This is a genomic window from Paraburkholderia sp. UYCP14C, from assembly GCF_004197395.1.
GTDB lineage: Bacteria > Pseudomonadota > Gammaproteobacteria > Burkholderiales > Burkholderiaceae > Paraburkholderia.
Map to the genome: position 1 here is coordinate 1 of NZ_SELS01000043.1, position 16,958 is coordinate 16,958.

Below are 16,958 nucleotides of genomic sequence, written 5' to 3' on the forward strand. Positions count from 1 at the left end.
TCTTCAACATCAACTACTCCAGTTTGGATCACACGTTTTACCCCAACTCTGTGTCCAGAAAAACCGGAGCCGCCGCACCCGCATCGGCGCGCGAGGTGCGCGCGGAGCCCGAACTGGTCGCGCGACCGATCGACGAAGCCGCGTTCACGCGGCGCATCGCGCTGATCAGAAAGCGCGGCAGGACCTTGCCGCCCGTCACCGAGAGCTTCGTCGCGATGCTGATCGAACGACTCGGCGCGTCATAGGGCCGCACAGCGTCGTTTCACGCGTCGTGCGCAGCCCCTAATTTTCACGATACGGAACGATTCCGCGCGTCGTAAAAAATCATGGTGCGTGGCACAAACCGGCCATTTCACGATGTCCGGCGCCGTTGCACATCGCAAAATGAAACGCGCAACCCATTGTTTTTACGAAAATATTTTTTACGAAAAGAACAGTTTGACGCCCGCTTGCCCGCCGACCCGCTGACGTAGACTCTTTCACAAGAGCACGCGCTTCACGCAGTCGGATTCGAGGGGCCTCACGACACGGGCCACCCAAATCCCACAGATTGCGAAGAAGCCGTCGCGAATCGCGGCTTTTTTTATTGGCAACTGGGAGACTAAAAATGAAAGGCTTTCGCTTTGGTTCGACGCAAGGTGCGTTCTACATCCTGCCCGGTCAGGACGGCTGGGAAGCCACCTACGGCAACGAAACACTCGGGGAATTCTCGAGCCCGCAACAGGCCGCCGACGACCTCGCGCGCGGCCTGAGCTGCGAGCATCTGTCCGAGCTCGACACGTCGACGCTCGAAATTCCGGAGAAGCTCGCCGATTGGGAAATCGTTCACGTGTAAGGACGGGTATGACCGACGGCGACGTAGCAGTGAAAGCAGAAACGACAATGGCGCCCGAAGGCGCCATTGTCGTATTTGCAGTCCTGCTTGCGGCCTGGTCCGCGATTGCGCTGCGTGCTTACCGCGTGGCTTTCGGGGCCATCGCAGTCGCGGCCGCGACGCTTACAGCATCAGTTGCCCCCGCGGCTTCACGCTACCGAATCGACGATCGCGTTCAGCGTCGCGCTCGGGCGCATTGCCTTGCTGGTCAGCTCGACGTTCGGACGGTAGTAGCCGCCGATCTCCACCGGCTTGCCCTGCGCCGCGCCGAGTTCCGCGACGATCTTCGCCTCGTTGTCGGCCATCGCCTTCGCGACGCCCGCGAACTGCGCCTGCAGCGCCGCGTCTTCGGTTTGCGCGGCCAGTGCTTCGGCCCAGTACATCGCGAGGTAGAAGTGGCTGCCGCGGTTGTCGATGCCGCCGACCTTGCGCGCCGGCGACTTGTCGTTGTCGAGGAACTTGCCGGTCGCCTGATCGAGCGTCTTCGCGAGAATCTGCGCCTTCGGGTTGTGATACGCGGTGCTCAGATGTTCGAGCGACGCCGCCAGCGCGAGGAATTCACCGAGCGAATCCCAGCGCAGGAAGCCTTCCTCGACCAGCTGCTGCACGTGCTTCGGCGCCGAACCGCCCGCGCCGGTTTCGAACATGCCGCCACCGGCCATCAGCGGAACGATCGACAGCATCTTCGCGCTGGTGCCCAGCTCCATGATCGGGAACAGGTCGGTCAGGTAGTCGCGCAGCACGTTGCCGGTGACCGAAATCGTGTCCTTGCCGGCGCGGATGCGCTCGACCGAGAACTTCGCCGCTTCGACCGGCGTCATCACGCGGATGTCGAGACCGCTGGTGTCGTGATCCTTCAGGTACTGCTCGACCTTCTTGATGATCTGCGCATCGTGCGCGCGCGCCGCGTCGAGCCAGAACACGGCCGGCGTGTCGGTAGCGCGGGCGCGGTTCACCGCGAGCTTGACCCAGTCGCGGATCGGCGCGTCCTTGGTCTGGCACATACGGAAGATGTCGCCCTCTTCAACCGCTTGCTCCAGCAGCACCGCGCCGGCTTCGTCGGTCACGCGGACCACGCCGTTCGACGCGATCTGGAACGTCTTGTCGTGTGAACCGTATTCTTCGGCGGCTTGCGCCATCAAGCCGACGTTCGGCACCGTGCCCATCGTGACCGGATCGAACGCGCCGTGCTTCTTGCAGTCCTCGATCACCGCCTGATACACACCGGCGTAGCAACGGTCCGGAATCACCGCCTTCGCATCGTGCAGCGCGCCGTCGGCGCCCCACATCTTGCCCGACTCGCGGATCATCGCCGGCATCGATGCATCGACGATCACGTCGCTCGGCACGTGCAGGCTCGTGATGCCCTTGTCCGAGTTGACCATCGCGAGCGGCGGACGCTGTTCGTACTGAGCCTTGATGTCGGCTTCGATCGCCGCGGCCGTTTCGGCCGGCAGATCCTTCAGACGCGCGTACAGATCGCCGATACCGTTGTTCGGGTTGAAGCCGACCTTGGCCAGCGCGTCCGCGTGCTTCGCCAGCACGTCCTTGTAGAACACCGACACCACATGACCGAAGATGATCGGGTCCGAGACCTTCATCATCGTGGCCTTCAGGTGCACCGAGAACAGCACGCCGTTCGCCTTCGCTTCGGCGATCTGCGCTTCGATGAAGCTGCGCAGCGCGTTCTTGCTCAGCACCGACGCGTCGATGATTTCGCCCGCCTGCACCGGCGTCTTCGCCTTCAGGACCGTGGTCGTGCCATCCGCCGCCGCCAGTTCGATCTTCACGCTACCGGCTTGCGCGACCAGCGCCGACTTCTCGCTGCCATAGAAATCGCCGCCGCTCATGTGCGAGACGTGCGACTTCGAGTCCGCGCTCCATGCGCCCATCTTGTGCGGATGCTTGCGCGCGTAGTTCTTCACCGACAGCGGCGCGCGGCGGTCCGAGTTGCCTTCGCGCAGCACCGGGTTCACCGCGCTGCCCTTGATCTTGTCGTAGCGGGCCTTGACGTCCTTCTCGGCGTCGGTCGTCGCGACGTCCGGATACGACGGCAGCTTGTAGCCCTGGTCGCGCAATTCGGTGATCGCGGCCTTCAGCTGCGGCACCGACGCGCTGATGTTCGGCAGCTTGATGATGTTCGCTTCCGGGCGCGTGGTGAGTCCGCCGAGCTCCGCCAGATCGTCGGAACCCTTCTGATCCGCGCTCAGGTAGTCGGGAAATGCGGCAATGATCCGGCCGGCGAGCGAGATGTCACGCGTTTCGACGAGCACGTCGGACGAGCGCGTGAACGCCTTGACGATCGGCAGCAGCGAGTACGTCGCCAGTGCGGGCGCTTCGTCGGTCAGGGTGTAGATGATCTTCGGCGGTGTGGACATGATTGATGCTTTGCTAGGAAGTGATAGACAGAGCGTTGGCAGTCGAAGCCAGCGCAAATCGTGGCGCGACGGCGACGGCGTCAGTCCGGCACGACGCAACCCCGCGACCTTCGTTTTGCGATACGACCGAGAGTATATGCGCGTTTTCCACTAAATGTGACGAAACAAACAGGTCCCGAGACTTTGCTCAAAGGTATCGATCCCCGTGCGACAAGGCTTTGCGGCCGATTATCAAGGTCTTAAGACAGATATCTTATAGATGACTTGCGGCATATTATTTTTGGATAAATGCGAATTGATCGCATTGACGATGCCGCAAAGCGCCGTGCCGGCGTCGTGCCTGCGCGTTGCCTGATGCCTCACTTCACCACGGCTCCTCACGCTCGCGCTTCGCGCGCCACGCCGTCCTGCGCCGGTGTCGTCGAAGGACGGGGCACGAGCGTCCACAGCAGCGTCGCGCCGATCAGATCGCCAAAACCGAGCGCGACGAAAAACGGCGTATAGCCGACGCGGCTGACGAACCAGCCCATCGTCATCGTGAACGCGAAGTTGCCGAGGCCCGCGACCAGCGCGGCAAGTCCGGTCACCGTGCCGACTTCGCGGCGCGGAAACAGATCGGCCGACATCGAGATCACGGTGATCGACAGCGTCTGATGCGCGAAGCCGCCGAGGCACAGCAGGAACACCGCCATCGCCGGATTCTGGACGAAGCCGACGCCGGCCATGCCGATCATCAGGAACGCGGCCATCGTGAACGCGATGCGCTTGCCGTTGACGATCGGCACGTCGAAGCGGCGCTTCAACCACGCCGACAGCGGACCGCCGACCATGCAGCCGAGGTCGGCCGCGACGAACGGCAGCCATGCGGTCAGCGCGATCGCCTTCAGATCGAAACCGCGCGCCTGGTACAGGTAGAGCGGCATCCAGTAGACCAGCGTGCCCCACACCGGATCGGCGCAGAAACGCGGCAGCGCGATGCCCCAGAAATTGCGCTGCTTCAGGATCTCGAACAGCTTCGGGCCCGAGCCCTTCGCCGCGCGCAAACTGGCTTCCTGGGTCGCGCCGATATAGTCCGCCTCCTCGTGCGACAACGCCGGATGGCGGTCCGGATGCCGATAAAGCAGCAGCCACAGCACGGCCCACACGAGCCCCAGCGCGCCGACGATCGTGAAAGCGACGTTCCAGCTGTAGTGCAGGATCGACCATGCGATCAGCGGCGGCGCCAGAATCGCGCCGGTCGACGTGCCGAGATTGAACACGCCGGCGGCCGTGCCGCGCTCGTGCGACGGAAACCAGTACGCGGCCGCGCGCATGCCGCCCGGAATGAACGAAGCTTCCACCAGCCCGAGCATGCCGCGCAGCACGAATAGCCCGACCCAGCCCGAGGCGAAACCATGCGCCATGCAGATCAGCGACCACGCGACGCCGCACAGCAGAAAGCCCATGCGCAAGCCGACGCGATCCATCAGATAGCCGGTCAGCGGCGCGCCGATCGGATACATGACGAGAAACGCGCCGGTGATCCAGCCGTATTCGTGCGTCGAAATGTGCAGATGCTGCAGCACCGTCGGCGCCGCGACGCTCAGCGAACTGCGCGCGAGATAGTTGGTGATCGTGCCGAGCGTGAGCAGTCCGATCATCCACCAGCGCAGGCCTTTTACCTTGATTGTCATGCGTTCCCTCGTGTCTCCGTTCGCTTCGTGCGCGAGTTTGCCAGCCGCGTTCGGTTCCCTCCAGTGCAACGCGACGGCGAGCCCTGCTCGCGCTCGCGGCGCGCCGGACACGCTGGCGATGCAAGAGCGGCGCAATCGGCCCGAGACATCCTCTTCATTTAGATCTCCGGAATATCTCAGGCTACCGTGCGCAGTTGCGCGAGCAGGCCACCGTCGACGGGCAGCACGTGGCCCGTGATGAACGACGCCGCGTCCGATGCGAGGAACAGCACCGGACCCGCCGCTTCATCGGGGTCCGCGTGGCGCGGCAGCGGCAAGCCGCGCGCAGCCGCGGGATCGACCTCGCGCACGTGCGAATGCGGAATCTGCGCGGGCGCGATCGCGTTCACGCGAATGCCGTGGTGGCCGAAATCGGTTGCGAGGCAGCGCGTGAGCGCGTCGATGCCGCCCTTGGTCATGTCATAGATCGCGTTGTTACGATGCGCGCGCTGCGCACCCGGCGACGACACGTTGACGATCACGCCTCGATGCTCGCGCGCAATCCAGTCGCGAATCGCGTCGAGGCTCAGCGCCCAGGTCGCGCGCAGATTGACGTTGAAGATACGGTCGAAGTCATCGAGGTTCGTGTCGAGCGACGGCACCTTGGTCTGCGTCATGCCCGCGTTGTTGATCAGGATGTCGATGCCGCCGCGCCGCCGCGCGCGCTCGGCGATGTCCTGCCGATGCTCCGCGAGCGCGAGGTCACCGATCGCGACCTCGCAGCGCTCGCCGAGCTGCGTCGCGAGCGAATCGAGCGCGTCGGCGCGCCGGCCGGCCGCGAGCACATGTGCGCCGGCGCGGTGAAAGCGCTTCGCGATCGCCATCCCGATGGCCCCGCTCGCCCCCGTCACCACCACGACCTTGCCGCTGAAATCGAATTGAACCTGCATCGTTGCTGTCCGTTGAGTTGCCGCGAAGGGAACAGCGACAAAAGGAAATCGTTTTCTTCAACTTTAAGGACAACAGCACCTCAAGTCAAACCCTCCCATGATCGAGCGACCTGGATAAACACGGAGGGGTCAGCCAAAAAAGGTGAAGCGTGGTTCTGCCCCGCTTGAACGCACACCCGCGCCACGTCCCATCCGATGTGTGCCGATCCGCATTTACCGGCCGCGTGCCGTTCGCTGAAATAGGAAATCGTTATCCTTGCACCAGCCGACTGCGCCCGTACCGTTCATCGATGAAGGACCCCGCCCCCATGAAGATCGTTTCCGTCCGCGTCACGCCCATCGCCATCAGCGACCCGCCGCTTCTGAACGCGAGCGGCGTACACGAACCCTTCGCGCTGCGCTCGATCATCGAAATCGAAGCCGACAATGGCCTGACCGGTCTCGGCGAAACCTATGGCGACAAGCCGGTGCTCGACGCGCTGCTGCGCGTGAAAGACCGCCTCGTCGGACTCAGCCCGTTCGATCTGAACGGCGCGGCGCGCGCGGTACGCACGACGCAGTCGACGGGCACCGCGCACGTCAACGCGGTGGAAATCGATCTCGCGCCGGGCTCGCAACTCGACAAGGCCGAGCAGAAGGTATTCGGCGCGTTCGAAGTCGCGCTGCTCGATCTGCAGGCGCGCTCGCTCGGCATACCGCTGCATGAACTGCTCGGCGGCGCGGTGCGTCGCCGGGTGCCGTTTTCGGCATACCTGTTCTTCAAGTTCGCGAGCGACGTCGATCCTTCGTATCGTCCCGACAACTGGGGCGAGGCGCTGACCCCCGAGCAGATCGTCGGGCAGGCCCGCACGATGATCGATCGTTACGGCTTCGGCAGCATCAAGCTGAAGGCGGGAGCACTCGAACCGGATGTCGAGGTTGCGAGCCTGAAGGCGCTCAAGCGCGCCTTTCCGAATCACCCTTTGCGAATCGATCCAAACGCAAACTGGTCGCTCGAAACCGCCATCAGGGTGGCGAGGGAGCTCGAAGGCGATCTCGAGTACTACGAGGACCCGACGCCGGGCCTCGACGGCATGGCGCAGTTGCATCGCGCGACGGGCCTGCCGCTCGCGACCAACATGGTCGTCACCGGCATGGACGAATTCCGTCGTAACGTCGCGCTGAATGGCGTGCAGATCGTGCTGTCGGACCATCACTACTGGGGCGGTTTGCGCGCAACGCAAACGCTCGCAACGATGTGCGATACGTTCGGTCTCGGTCTGTCGATGCATTCGAATTCGCACCTGGGCATCAGTCTGATGGCGATGTCGCATCTGGCGGCGGCGGTGCCGAACCTCACGTATGCGTGTGACACGCACTACCCGTGGCAGGACGACGAGGTGCTCGAAGGCGGCAAGATCAACATCGAAGGCGGCTGCGTGACGCTCACCGATGCGCCGGGGCTCGGCGTCGAACTCGACCACAACGCGCTGCGAGCGCTGCACGAGCGCTATCTGGAATGCGGCATTACGCAGCGCAACGACGCGGCGCAAATGCGCAAGCTGCGTCCGGCGTGGACGGCGAAGAAGCCGCGCTATTGATGCCGCGCTACAGCGCCGACGCCACGGTTGTGGCGTTGCGTTGCGGTTCGAACGCATGCATGAATGAAGGCGAGCAAGCCGGCGAGGTGGCGCTCGCCTTTACGCTTGATGGGATACCCGATATTATTAAAAGATCACTGGAAAACGTTATCCTCTACCGATGAAGAAGGGTGCCACCATTCGCGACGTCGCGGCCGCCGCAGGCGTGTCGGTCGCGACCGTATCGAAGTACATGAATGGGACCCAGCGCTTCACCCCCGCCGTCGAGGCGCGTCTGAAGGAGACGATCGCGCAGCTCGGCTACCGTTCGAATCCGCTCGCGCGTTCGATGATCACCGGGCGCACGCGCACGATCGGTCTCGCGATTCTCGACATCCGCAATCCGCATTTCACCAACATTGTGAAAGGCGCCAATCGCGTCGCGCTTCAGCACGACTACACGCTGCTGCTCGTCGATACCGAAGAGAGCCAGGAACGCGAGAAGACGCTGATCGAATCGCTCGCGCAACGCGTCGACGGCATGATCGTGAGTTCGCGCATGCCCGACGATTCGGTGCAATGGCTGCTCGATCTCAGCAAGCCGGTCGTGCTGTTTGGGCGCAGCTCGCGCTTTCAGATTTCGAGCGTCGGCACCGACAGCAATCTCGCCGGCTATATGCTCGCGAACCATCTGATCAAGCTCGGTCACAAGCGCATCGCGTATCTCGGCTTCGGGCGCTCACGCTGGAATGACGAGCGGATTCGCGGCATTCGCAACTGCCTCGACGAATACGGGCTGCCGCTCGACATTCACGACGCACAAAGCCCGTCGGCGGCGGCCGGCGAGCGCGCCTGCTCGGGCCTGATGCTCGGCCCGAAACGACCGGACGCGGTGATCTGCTACAACGATCTGATCGCGCTCGGCTTCATCAAGGAAGCGCGCGAGCTGGGCTTCTCGTTGCCGCGCGATGTGTCGATCGCTGGATTCGATAACGTGCCGTATGGCGAGTACGCGTCGCCGGCGCTCACGTCGGTGGACTTTCAGAGCGAGAAGATGGGCGAGCTCGCGATGACGAAGCTGATCGACGAACTGCATGGCAAGGGCGAAGCAAGCGCGAGTTATTCGATGCTTGATCCGCATCTGGTGGTGCGCGAGTCGACGGTTAGGCGGGAGACGGGGGAGGCGGCGGACGATGCCGCGGGTGGTGATGATCGAATGCCCAGGCGTGTGAGCCGGATGCCGGCGGCGGAGTGATCGGGTCACTCGCCGCCGGCGGGTATCGAAAACCACCAACCGCCCGCAACAACAACGGCTACCCGCCTTACCCCTCGCGCCCCAGAAACTCCACCACCATCCGGTTGAACTTATCCGCATGCTCCCACTGCGCCCAATGCCCGCAGCGGCCGAACACATGCAGATCCGCATTCGGCATCCCGGCAACGAGCCGCAGGCCGATGTCCATCGGCACGAAACGATCGTCGCGGCCCCAGATCAAGAGCGTCGGCGCGGTGACTTCGCCAAGGCGCGGCCCATAGTCGTTGAACTGCTTCGGATTCGCGGCGAGGCTCGCGACGAAGTTTTCGAGGTGATCGCGGCGTGCCAGCATGTTCGCAAGACGCGCCTGCATCAGGTCTTCGGTCAACGCCTTCGTGTCGAACACGAAGACGCTCATCATGCGCTGCAGGTTCTCGATGGTCGGGTTGCGGTACAGCCCCTGCAGCAGCTTGATGCCTTCGGTCGGCATCGGCACGAACTGACTCGGGCCGCCGGTGCCGCCGCCCATCAGCACGAGCTTGCCGACGCGCTGCGGCTCGGCGAGCGCGAATGCGACCGCGCTATGCCCGCCCATCGAGTTGCCGATGATATGCACGCGTTCGATATCGAGCGCATCGAGCAGCGCCTTCAGGCTGCGTCCGTTGAGTTCCGAGCGCGAGCCCTTGCAGACGATCGGGTCGCTCTTGCCCCACCCGAAGCAGTCCATCAGGATCACGCGATACCCAGCCGCGACGAGCGGCTCGACGTTGCGATTGAAGTTGGCCCAGCCGGTCGCACCCGGTCCCGAGCCGTGCAGCATCACGACCGTTTCTTCGCCCTGCCCCACGTCGTTGTAGTGAAGCTGCATTTCGCGGCCATCTTCGATGATGCGCACGAACCGGCTGGTCGCTTCTTCGGTAATCGCCGCTGCCTGCGTGTTGGTGTTGTTCATGTCGAATTCCTTTGTTTCACGGGTTAAGTGGCCGCGGGCCGCCGTCGACGACACACCCGCTCAGTATTTCGGGCTGCGAGACTATTGCGTGGCCGTCGCGGTATAACGAAGCGTCGAGCGGTGCACGACGAGCCATGCGCCAATCGCGGCCACCGCGATCAGCGGAATGCTCGCGCCGAGCAGCACGCTTGCGCCCTGACCGATCGCGAGCAGTTGCCCCGCGATCAACGGTCCGAGGATCGAGCCGAGACGGCCCACCGCCACGGCCGCGCCGACGCCGGTGCCACGCACCTCGGTCGGGTACAGGCTGCTGGCCAGCGCGTACAGCACCGACTGGCCGCCGACCAGGAACAGCCCGGCGAGCAGACCGCCCCACGCCATCGAGGTGCCGCCGTTCGCGCTCAGCAATGCGCCGAGCGCAACGACGATGCCGACATACATGCCCGCCACCGTGCGGCGCCGGCCCATCCGGTCCATCATGCCGGCGATCACGATCGCGCCGATGCCGCCGCCGATGTTGAACATCATCTGCACGACACCCGACTGCACGCGCGTCAGACCGCGCGTCAACACGAGCGACGGCAGCCAGTTGATCAGGAAATACAGCACGATCAGCGTGCCGAGATAGCTGATCCACAACGCGATCGTCGTGCCCGCGCGTCCCTCCTGCCAAAGCGCGCGCGTCACGCTTGCCGACGCATCGCGCTGCGCGCCTCGGGTTGCACGCGCCGCGACGAACTGCGCCGACTCGCGCAGGAACAGCGCAAGCAGCGGCAGCACCAGCAACGGCCCGAACCCGCCGACGTAGAAGATATGCCGCCAGCCCGCATCGCCAGGGCTGATGATGCCGACCACCGCCGCGAGCGCCGCGCCGAACGGCATGCCGCAATACATCGCGCCGACCGCGGTGTTGCGCTGATGCGGCGGCGCCGCTTCCGAGCACAGCGCGATCAGATTCGGCATCGCCGCGCCCAGACCGAGGCCGGTCAGAAAGCGCGCGGCGAGCAGGCTGTTCAGATCCCACACCTGCGCGGTCGCGAGCGAGAAGATGCCGAACAGCGCGACCGACCACATCAGCACGCGCTTGCGCCCGAGCCGGTCGGCGAGACGTCCGCCGATCGCGGCGCCCGGCAGCAGCCCGAATGCGCCGATGCTGAACGCCCAGCCCATCTGCGCGACCGCGAGATGAAATTCGCGCGCCATGCGCGGTGCCGCGAGGCCGGTCGATTGCAGGTCCACGCCTTCGAGCAGCGCGACGATCAGGCAGAGCCCGATCGTCAGCGCGCCGCTAGCGAGAGGTTTGGTCGACTGCGTTGTTTGCGTTGCTTGCGTTGACTGCCGCATAAATGTCTCCAAGATTGAATCAGCGTCGCTCTTGCGGCGACCTTGCCGGATGAAATGAACGTCGCGCGCGCGGCATGCGGTGCCGTCGCGCAGCGTCCGGGTCATGACACCGCTGCGTCGGTTGCACGCGCGCGCTTCAGATCGAGCGCGACGTCGACGATCATGTCTTCCTGGCCGCCGACCATGCGGCGCTTGCCCAGTTCGACGAGAATGTCGACGGTCTTCAGGCCGTATTTCTTCGCGGCCACTTCCGAATGACGCAGGAAGCTCGAATACACACCGGCATAACCGAGCGCGAGCGTTTCGCGGTCCACACGAACCGGCCGGTCCTGCAACGGACGCACGATGTCGTCGGCGGCGTCCATCAGCGTGTACAGATCGGTGCCGTGATTCCAGCCCATGCGCTCGGCCGCCGCGATGAACACTTCCAGCGGCGCATTGCCGGCACCCGCACCCATGCCCGCGAGCGATGCATCGATGCGGTCACAGCCCTCTTCCACCGCGACCATCGAATTCGCCACGCCGAGCGACAGGTTGTGATGCGCGTGCATGCCCGTCTGCGTTTCGGGTTTCAGCACGGCCTTCACCGCGCGGAAGCGGTCGCGCACGTCGTTCATCGTCAGCGCGCCGCCCGAGTCGACCACGTAGATGCAGGTCGCGCCGTAGCTCTCCATCTTCTTCGCTTCGACGCCGAGGTTCTCCGGCGTGGTCATGTGGCTCATCATCAGGAAGCCGACGGTGTCCATGCCGAGTTCGCGCGCGTATTCGATGTGCTGCTTCGAGATGTCCGCTTCGGTGCAATGCGTGGCGACGCGCACGATGCGCGCGCCCGCCTGGTACGCGGCCTTCAGGTCGTGGATCGTGCCGATGCCGGGCAACAGCAGCGTCGCGATCTGCGCGTGCTCGACGACGTCAGCCACCGCTTCGATCCATTCGAGGTCGCTATGCGCGCCGAAGCCGTAGTTGAAGCTCGACCCTTGCAGACCATCGCCGTGCGCGACCTCGATGCTGTCCACCTTCGCGCGGTCCAACGCGCGCGCGATGTCCTGCACGTTCCGGATCGAGTACTGGTGACGAATGGCGTGGCTGCCGTCGCGCAGCGTCACATCGGAGATATACAGTTTCTTGTCCATGCGAAAAGTCTCCTTAAGCCTCTGATGCCTGCACGAGCGCCTGCGCCATGCGCTCGGCGGTCGCGAGCGCGGCCGAAGTCATGATGTCGAGATTGCCTGCGTAGGCAGGCAGATAGTGCGCAGCGCCTTCGACCTCGATAAAGATCGACGTCTTCAGACCACTGAACTTCCCGAGACCGGGAATGTTCAGCGGTGCGCTCGCGGGGATTTCGTCGAACTGCACCTTCTGCTTCAGGCGATAGCCCGGCACGTACGACTGCACTGCGGCGGCCATCTGCTCGATCGACGCTTCGATCTTCGCGCGATCCGCAAGATCGGACAGCGTATAAACGGTGTCGCGCATCATCACCGGCGGCTCGGCCGGGTTGAGCACGATGATCGCCTTGCCCTTCGCGGCACCGCCCGCCACTTCGATCGCTTTCGAAGTCGTCTCGGTGAATTCGTCGATGTTCGCGCGCGTGCCCGGACCCGCCGACTTGCTGCTGATCGATGCAACGATCTCCGCGTAATGCACCTTCGCGACGCGTGACACGGCCGCGACCATCGGGATCGTCGCCTGTCCGCCGCACGTGACCATGTTCACGTTGAGCGCATCGAGATGCGTGTCGAGGTTGACGACCGGCACGCAGTACGGACCGATCGCCGCCGGTGTCAGATCGATCATGCGAATCGAAGGCTTCAGCTTGCGCAACAGCGCATCGTTCTTCACGTGTGCGCCGGCCGAGGTCGCATCGAATACGAAGTCGATGTCATCGAACTCGGGCAGACGCGTAAGACCTTCCACGCCTTCATGCGTGGTCGCGACGCCGAGCCGCGCGGCGCGCGCGAGGCCGTCGGAGTTTGGATCGATGCCGACCATCGCCGCGACTTCGAGATGCTTGCCGTGACGCAGGATCTTGATCATCAGATCGGTGCCGATATTGCCCGAGCCGATGATCGCGGCCTTGAGTTTTTCGCTTGCCATATGTGTCTCCAATCGAGTGCTTGCGAGTGCTTGCTTTATGCGGAGAAGGTCGCGCGGACGCTGCCGAGACCGTCGATCTGCGCGCTGAAGGTGCCCGGCTGCGTGACCGCGACCATCGGGCCCAACGCGCCCGTCATCAGCACGTCGCCGGCACGCAGCGGCGTGCCGAGCCGGACCATGCGATCCGCGAGCCACGCGGCGGCATTCAGCGGATCGCCGAGACACGCGGCGCCGCTGCCGCGCGACAACACTTCGTTATCCTTCGATAGCGTCATCACGCTGTCCGCGAGATCGATATCGCGCAGCAGGACCGGGCGGCTGCCGAGCACGAAGCGCGCGCTCGACGCGTTGTCCGCGACCGTATCGACGAAGCGGATGTTCCAGCCTTCGATGCGGCTGTCCACCACCTCGATCGCCGCGACCGCGTAGGCGGTTGCGCGGATCAGATCGGCGTACGTGTGGCGCTCGTGCAGCAGATCGTGTTCGAGCACGAGCGCGATCTCCGCTTCGACCTTCGGCTGGATCAGTTCGCCCAGCCGAATCGGCTGGCTGTCGCCATACGCCATCGACGCGAACAGCGCGCCGAAGTCGGGCTGGTCGACACCGAGTTGACGCTGCACAGCCGGCGACGTGAGTCCGATCTTGCGGCCGACGATGCGCTCGCCCGCCGCGACGCGCGCGGCCACGTTGGCCTGCTGCACCGCGTACGCGAGTTGCTCGGCGTCGGCCGGGTTCGATAGTTCGGCGAAGCGCGCGTCGTCGCGCAACGGCGCGACGGTGACGCGCGTACGTTCCGATTCGCGCAGCCGCAGGGCCAGCGCGTCGACATTGCTTTGAGTGTTCATAGCGGGTTCCTGATTCGGTTAGACGGGGGCCGTCACGGCTCGCGCGTGCATCGCGCCGAAGCCCGCGATCCATTCGGGGATCGGACGGTAGTAATCGAGCGACGCGCGATACGGGCCGCTCGCGTTCAGTGCGCCGAACGCGGCGATCCAGGTGCGGATTTCGTGCGCGGACTTGCCGGCCTCGCGCGTGATTGCGTTGTTGGTCAGACCGTCGAGCGCGGTGAGCTCGCCGTCTTCGAGCAGCTTCAGGAACGCGCGATCCCATTCGGGATTGAGCGGATGCAGACGGCTGTCGCCGGTGGTGAACGCGCGCGCTGCCGCAATCGTGCGTGCTTCGCGCGCCGCGCGTGATTCGGCCGACGGATTGCGGCCCGCGATCAGTCGTTCGGCGACTTCCTCGCTCGCGCCCGCGAGTTCCGGCACCGGGGGCTCGTGCGAGATGCCGCCCGAGCCGATCACGAGCACGCGGCGATTCGAGCGTGCCAGCGCCCGCCCCAGCGCATCGCCGAGCAGACGCGCACGGCGGCATGAAGCCATCGGCGTGGCCACCGAATTGATGAACACCGGCACGACCGGATATCGATCGAGTGCGCCGGTCAGAATCTCCAGTGCTTGCGCGCAGCCGTGATCGACCTGCATGCGGTACGAGACCGCGACGTCGACGTCGCTCGCGAGCGCGGCTTCGGCAAGTTCGAGCGCGGTGTCGGCGGGTACGTCCAGCGGGCCGGCGAGACTCTTGAAGTCGCCGATCGCGCTCGCCGATGCGCCGATGCAAAACGGCGGCATCACGTCATAGAAGAAACCGTTGTAATGATCGGGCGCGAACACGACGACCAGTTCGGGATCGAACTCGACGACGCGCGCACGCGCCGCCGCATGCACACGCTCCACTTCCGCGACGACTTCGGGCGCGGGATCGTAATAGCCGTGCAACGGCGTGTGCGATAGGCATTCGAGCAGCATCGGCATATCAGGCTCCGGCGGTTGCGGCGGTTGCGCACGCGGCGACGGCATCGCGCGCGAACGCTGCTTCGTTGCCGGAATCCGCCACCTCGGCAAGCGCCGCCGCATCGAGATCCAGCTTCTGCGCGAGTTCGACGACGAGTTGCGACACCTGCTGCGGCGAGCCCATGCCCGCGACGAAGCGATCGGGACGCAACAACACGACCGATTCCGGCACTCGCGCAAACCAGTCCTTCAGTCGCGTGTTCACATCGCCGATCGCGATGACGTCTTCCGGCACGTCGTCATGGAAGAACAATTGCGTGTCCGGCTTCGCGACCACGAAGCAGCCGCCGAGCCGCTGCCAGATCGCGCGCGCCTGCTCCGACAAACCGAAGGTCGGTTCGGCTCCCCAGCCGACGATCGCGAAGCGGTTGCCGAGCACATCGTCGAGTCGCACGACCTCGCCGCTCACCGTGCGCACGCGCGGCTGAATGAACATGCGGCCCACCGGCGAATGACAATGCGGGTCGCGTCCGTACACCAGACGGCCGAGCCGCGACTCGCGCTTCTCGCTCATCAGACCGAGCAGTCTCCCGGGCGCCGAATGGCCCGAGCGGTCGAGCACGCGGGCGAGCCAGCCATGCTTGCGCGGCGTGCGCGCAAGCAATACGACGCCGCTTTCATAGCGCGGCATCGGCTTGAAGCGCATTTCGACGAAGTAGCGCTTGACCGCCGGGAACCAGTTGAACGTCCGCACGAACGCATCGCGAAACTTGATGCCGAGGCGGCTCGTCGGCGCGAAGATGTCGCCCGCCACTTCGGACAGGTGAATCATCGAGCGTGCATGCGAACGGCGCTCGGCGGTGTAGGTGTCGAGCAGTGCATCGCCGGCGACGCCTTTGACCACCATCGCGAGTTTCCAGCTGAGGTTGCTCGCGTCGCGAATCCCGCTGTTGTAGCCCTGGCCCTGCCACACCGGCATGATGTGCGCGGCGTCGCCGGCGAGCAGCACGCGGTTCACGCGGAAGCTGCTCGCGAGCCGCGCGTTGTGCGTATAGACGCGCTTGCGGATGTAATCGACTTTCTCCGGCTCGGCCACGACCTTGCGGATCAGCGCGGCCATGTTCTCCGGCTTCGACAGTTCTTCCTCGGTCTCGCCGGGCATCACCATGAATTCGAAGCGGCGAATCCCGTGCGGCAACGCGGCCGACACATACGGGCGCCGCGGATCGCAATGCATGTACACGTGCGGCGAGCCGATCGGGTCATTGCGTACGTCGACGACGATCCACTGATTCGGCTTCGTGCGGCCCTCGAACGGCACGTCGAGCGCACGGCGCACGAAGCTGTTGCCGCCGTCCGCGCCGACCATGTAGGACGCGCGGATCGTGCGGCGGCCGCTTTGCGCGTGTTCCGCTTCGATCGTGACGCCGCCGCCGTCCTGCGTGAACGACTCGACCGTGTGGCCGAATAGCACCTCGACGTGCGGGAAGCGTTGCAGGCCGTCGAACAGCACGCGGTCGGCCAGCGGCTGGATGAATGCGTTGCGGCGCGACCAGCCGAATTCGTCGGTGCGCGGCTCGATCGATGCGAAACAGTGACCGTTGCCCGTGACGAAGCGCATCCAGTGATCGGGGGTCGTGTGCGGCAGCAAAGCATCGGCGAGGCCGACGGACTGGAACACGCGCAGTGCTTCGTCGTCCAGACCAATTGCGCGCGGATAGTCGATGATCTTGTCGAGCTTTTCGATCAGCACGACGCGCACGCCCTGCAGGCCGAGATAGTTGGCGATCATCAATCCGACCGGGCCGGCGCCGATGATCGCGACGTCGGTGCTGACGGTTCCGTTGTGGCCTGGCGCGGCCACGGTATCGAGCGAGGGGGGCATGTCGTCTCCGTATGTCGACCCGCTAGACCGGGTCGAGATCTTCAAGGAGCGCGGCGGCGGGAACCGGCTGTCGCCAGGGCGAAACAATCGCCTGTTGACAACAGCTTGCGTCTCCATGAATTCGTTGATTTGTTGGCAGTCTAGGACCGGCCACCTGCCCGCTCAACAAAATCTGGAAATTGTGCATACAATGCACATAGTTGATTTTATTGAGATTTT

Annotated in this window: 15 protein-coding genes; 5 read left to right on the top strand and 10 right to left on the bottom strand. The window is 64.5% G+C overall.

The features are described 5' to 3' along the window. On the top strand, positions 1–245 hold a 245-nt coding region (locus EVC45_RS30240), incomplete at its 5' end, for a LysR substrate-binding domain-containing protein (protein ID WP_248295318.1). 362 nt (positions 246–607) lie between these two features. Beyond that, complete coding sequence (locus EVC45_RS30245) at positions 608–835, top strand: hypothetical protein (protein WP_013092475.1); 228 nt, start codon at positions 608–610, stop codon at positions 833–835. A 188-nt stretch (positions 836–1,023) separates the two neighbouring features. On the opposite strand, the gene EVC45_RS30250 is transcribed toward EVC45_RS30245, so the two are convergent. The 3 genes from EVC45_RS30250 to EVC45_RS30260 all read right to left on the bottom strand — a co-directional run bounded on the left by EVC45_RS30250 (position 1,024) and on the right by EVC45_RS30260 (position 5,854). After that, on the bottom strand, positions 1,024–3,252 hold the full coding sequence (locus EVC45_RS30250) for an NADP-dependent isocitrate dehydrogenase (protein WP_129961848.1): 2,229 nt from the start codon (positions 3,250–3,252) through the stop codon (positions 1,024–1,026). Positions 3,253–3,629: 377 nt separating this feature from the next. Beyond that, positions 3,630–4,925: an MFS transporter gene (locus EVC45_RS30255; RefSeq protein ID WP_168991560.1), complete on the bottom strand. Its 1,296-nt coding sequence runs from the start codon at positions 4,923–4,925 to the stop codon at positions 3,630–3,632. Positions 4,926–5,101: 176 nt separating this feature from the next. Further along, positions 5,102–5,854 (bottom strand): SDR family NAD(P)-dependent oxidoreductase, encoded by a 753-nt coding sequence (locus tag EVC45_RS30260; protein ID WP_129961849.1) that lies wholly within the window; start codon positions 5,852–5,854, stop codon positions 5,102–5,104. 308 nt (positions 5,855–6,162) lie between these two features. Here EVC45_RS30260 and EVC45_RS30265 point away from each other — a divergent pair, with 308 nt between their 5' ends. Genes EVC45_RS30265 through EVC45_RS30275 form a run of 3 tightly spaced genes read left to right on the top strand, consistent with a single transcriptional unit; the run spans position 6,163 to position 8,668 of the window. After that, entirely contained in the window at positions 6,163–7,434 is a 1,272-nt protein-coding gene (locus tag EVC45_RS30265) for a glucarate dehydratase family protein (protein WP_129961850.1), read from the top strand. Further along, positions 7,407–7,598, top strand: a complete 192-nt coding sequence (locus tag EVC45_RS30270; protein WP_129961851.1) for a hypothetical protein — start codon at positions 7,407–7,409, stop codon at positions 7,596–7,598. Before EVC45_RS30265 ends, EVC45_RS30270 begins: the two co-directional genes overlap by 28 nt. Continuing rightward, a complete protein-coding gene (locus tag EVC45_RS30275) occupies positions 7,595–8,668 on the top strand; it encodes a LacI family DNA-binding transcriptional regulator (protein WP_129961852.1) in 1,074 nt (357 codons plus the stop codon). The genes EVC45_RS30270 and EVC45_RS30275 overlap by 4 nt, the downstream gene beginning before the upstream one ends. Positions 8,669–8,735: 67 nt before the next feature. Here the strand turns inward: EVC45_RS30275 and EVC45_RS30280 are convergent, their stop codons facing one another. The 7 genes from EVC45_RS30280 to EVC45_RS30310 all read right to left on the bottom strand — a co-directional run bounded on the left by EVC45_RS30280 (position 8,736) and on the right by EVC45_RS30310 (position 16,739). Continuing rightward, positions 8,736–9,620, bottom strand: a complete 885-nt coding sequence (locus EVC45_RS30280; RefSeq protein WP_129961853.1) for an alpha/beta fold hydrolase — start codon at positions 9,618–9,620, stop codon at positions 8,736–8,738. Positions 9,621–9,701: 81 nt separating this feature from the next. Further along, positions 9,702–10,964 carry a 3-(3-hydroxy-phenyl)propionate transporter MhpT gene (gene mhpT, locus EVC45_RS30285; protein WP_129961854.1) on the bottom strand — a complete coding sequence of 421 codons (1,263 nt, stop codon included), beginning with the start codon at positions 10,962–10,964 and terminating at the stop codon, positions 9,702–9,704. Positions 10,965–11,065: 101 nt separating this feature from the next. Next, entirely contained in the window at positions 11,066–12,097 is a 1,032-nt protein-coding gene (gene dmpG, locus EVC45_RS30290; RefSeq protein WP_129961855.1) for a 4-hydroxy-2-oxovalerate aldolase, read from the bottom strand. Between the two features lie 13 nt (positions 12,098–12,110). Next, positions 12,111–13,061, bottom strand: coding sequence for an acetaldehyde dehydrogenase (acetylating) (locus EVC45_RS30295; protein ID WP_129961856.1), 951 nt, complete (start codon positions 13,059–13,061; stop codon positions 12,111–12,113). Positions 13,062–13,096: 35 nt separating this feature from the next. Continuing rightward, a complete protein-coding gene (locus tag EVC45_RS30300) occupies positions 13,097–13,906 on the bottom strand; it encodes a 2-keto-4-pentenoate hydratase (RefSeq protein WP_129961857.1) in 810 nt (269 codons plus the stop codon). 18 nt (positions 13,907–13,924) lie between these two features. Then, on the bottom strand, positions 13,925–14,875 hold the full coding sequence (locus EVC45_RS30305) for a 3-carboxyethylcatechol 2,3-dioxygenase (protein ID WP_129961858.1): 951 nt from the start codon (positions 14,873–14,875) through the stop codon (positions 13,925–13,927). A gap of 1 nt (position 14,876) precedes the next feature. Beyond that, positions 14,877–16,739, bottom strand: a complete 1,863-nt coding sequence (locus EVC45_RS30310; protein WP_129961859.1) for a bifunctional 3-(3-hydroxy-phenyl)propionate/3-hydroxycinnamic acid hydroxylase — start codon at positions 16,737–16,739, stop codon at positions 14,877–14,879. Positions 16,740–16,958 lie beyond the last annotated feature (219 nt).

Bases quoted from the DNA above. Each gene is read 5' to 3' on its own strand.
- EVC45_RS30250 (WP_129961848.1), bottom strand. From the start codon at position 3,252: ATGTCCACACCGCCGAAGATCATCTACACCCTGACCGACGAAGCGCCC.
- dmpG (WP_129961855.1), bottom strand. From the start codon at position 12,097: ATGGACAAGAAACTGTATATCTCCGATGTGACGCTGCGCGACGGCAGC.
- EVC45_RS30310 (WP_129961859.1), bottom strand. From the start codon at position 16,739: ATGCCCCCCTCGCTCGATACCGTGGCCGCGCCAGGCCACAACGGAACC.
- EVC45_RS30300 (WP_129961857.1), bottom strand. From the start codon at position 13,906: ATGAACACTCAAAGCAATGTCGACGCGCTGGCCCTGCGGCTGCGCGAA.
- EVC45_RS30295 (WP_129961856.1), bottom strand. From the start codon at position 13,061: ATGGCAAGCGAAAAACTCAAGGCCGCGATCATCGGCTCGGGCAATATC.
- mhpT (WP_129961854.1), bottom strand. From the start codon at position 10,964: ATGCGGCAGTCAACGCAAGCAACGCAAACAACGCAGTCGACCAAACCT.
- EVC45_RS30245 (WP_013092475.1), top strand. From the start codon at position 608: ATGAAAGGCTTTCGCTTTGGTTCGACGCAAGGTGCGTTCTACATCCTG.
- EVC45_RS30280 (WP_129961853.1), bottom strand. From the start codon at position 9,620: ATGAACAACACCAACACGCAGGCAGCGGCGATTACCGAAGAAGCGACC.
- EVC45_RS30255 (WP_168991560.1), bottom strand. From the start codon at position 4,925: ATGACAATCAAGGTAAAAGGCCTGCGCTGGTGGATGATCGGACTGCTC.
- EVC45_RS30305 (WP_129961858.1), bottom strand. From the start codon at position 14,875: ATGCCGATGCTGCTCGAATGCCTATCGCACACGCCGTTGCACGGCTAT.
- EVC45_RS30275 (WP_129961852.1), top strand. From the start codon at position 7,595: ATGAAGAAGGGTGCCACCATTCGCGACGTCGCGGCCGCCGCAGGCGTG.
- EVC45_RS30265 (WP_129961850.1), top strand. From the start codon at position 6,163: ATGAAGATCGTTTCCGTCCGCGTCACGCCCATCGCCATCAGCGACCCG.
- EVC45_RS30260 (WP_129961849.1), bottom strand. From the start codon at position 5,854: ATGCAGGTTCAATTCGATTTCAGCGGCAAGGTCGTGGTGGTGACGGGG.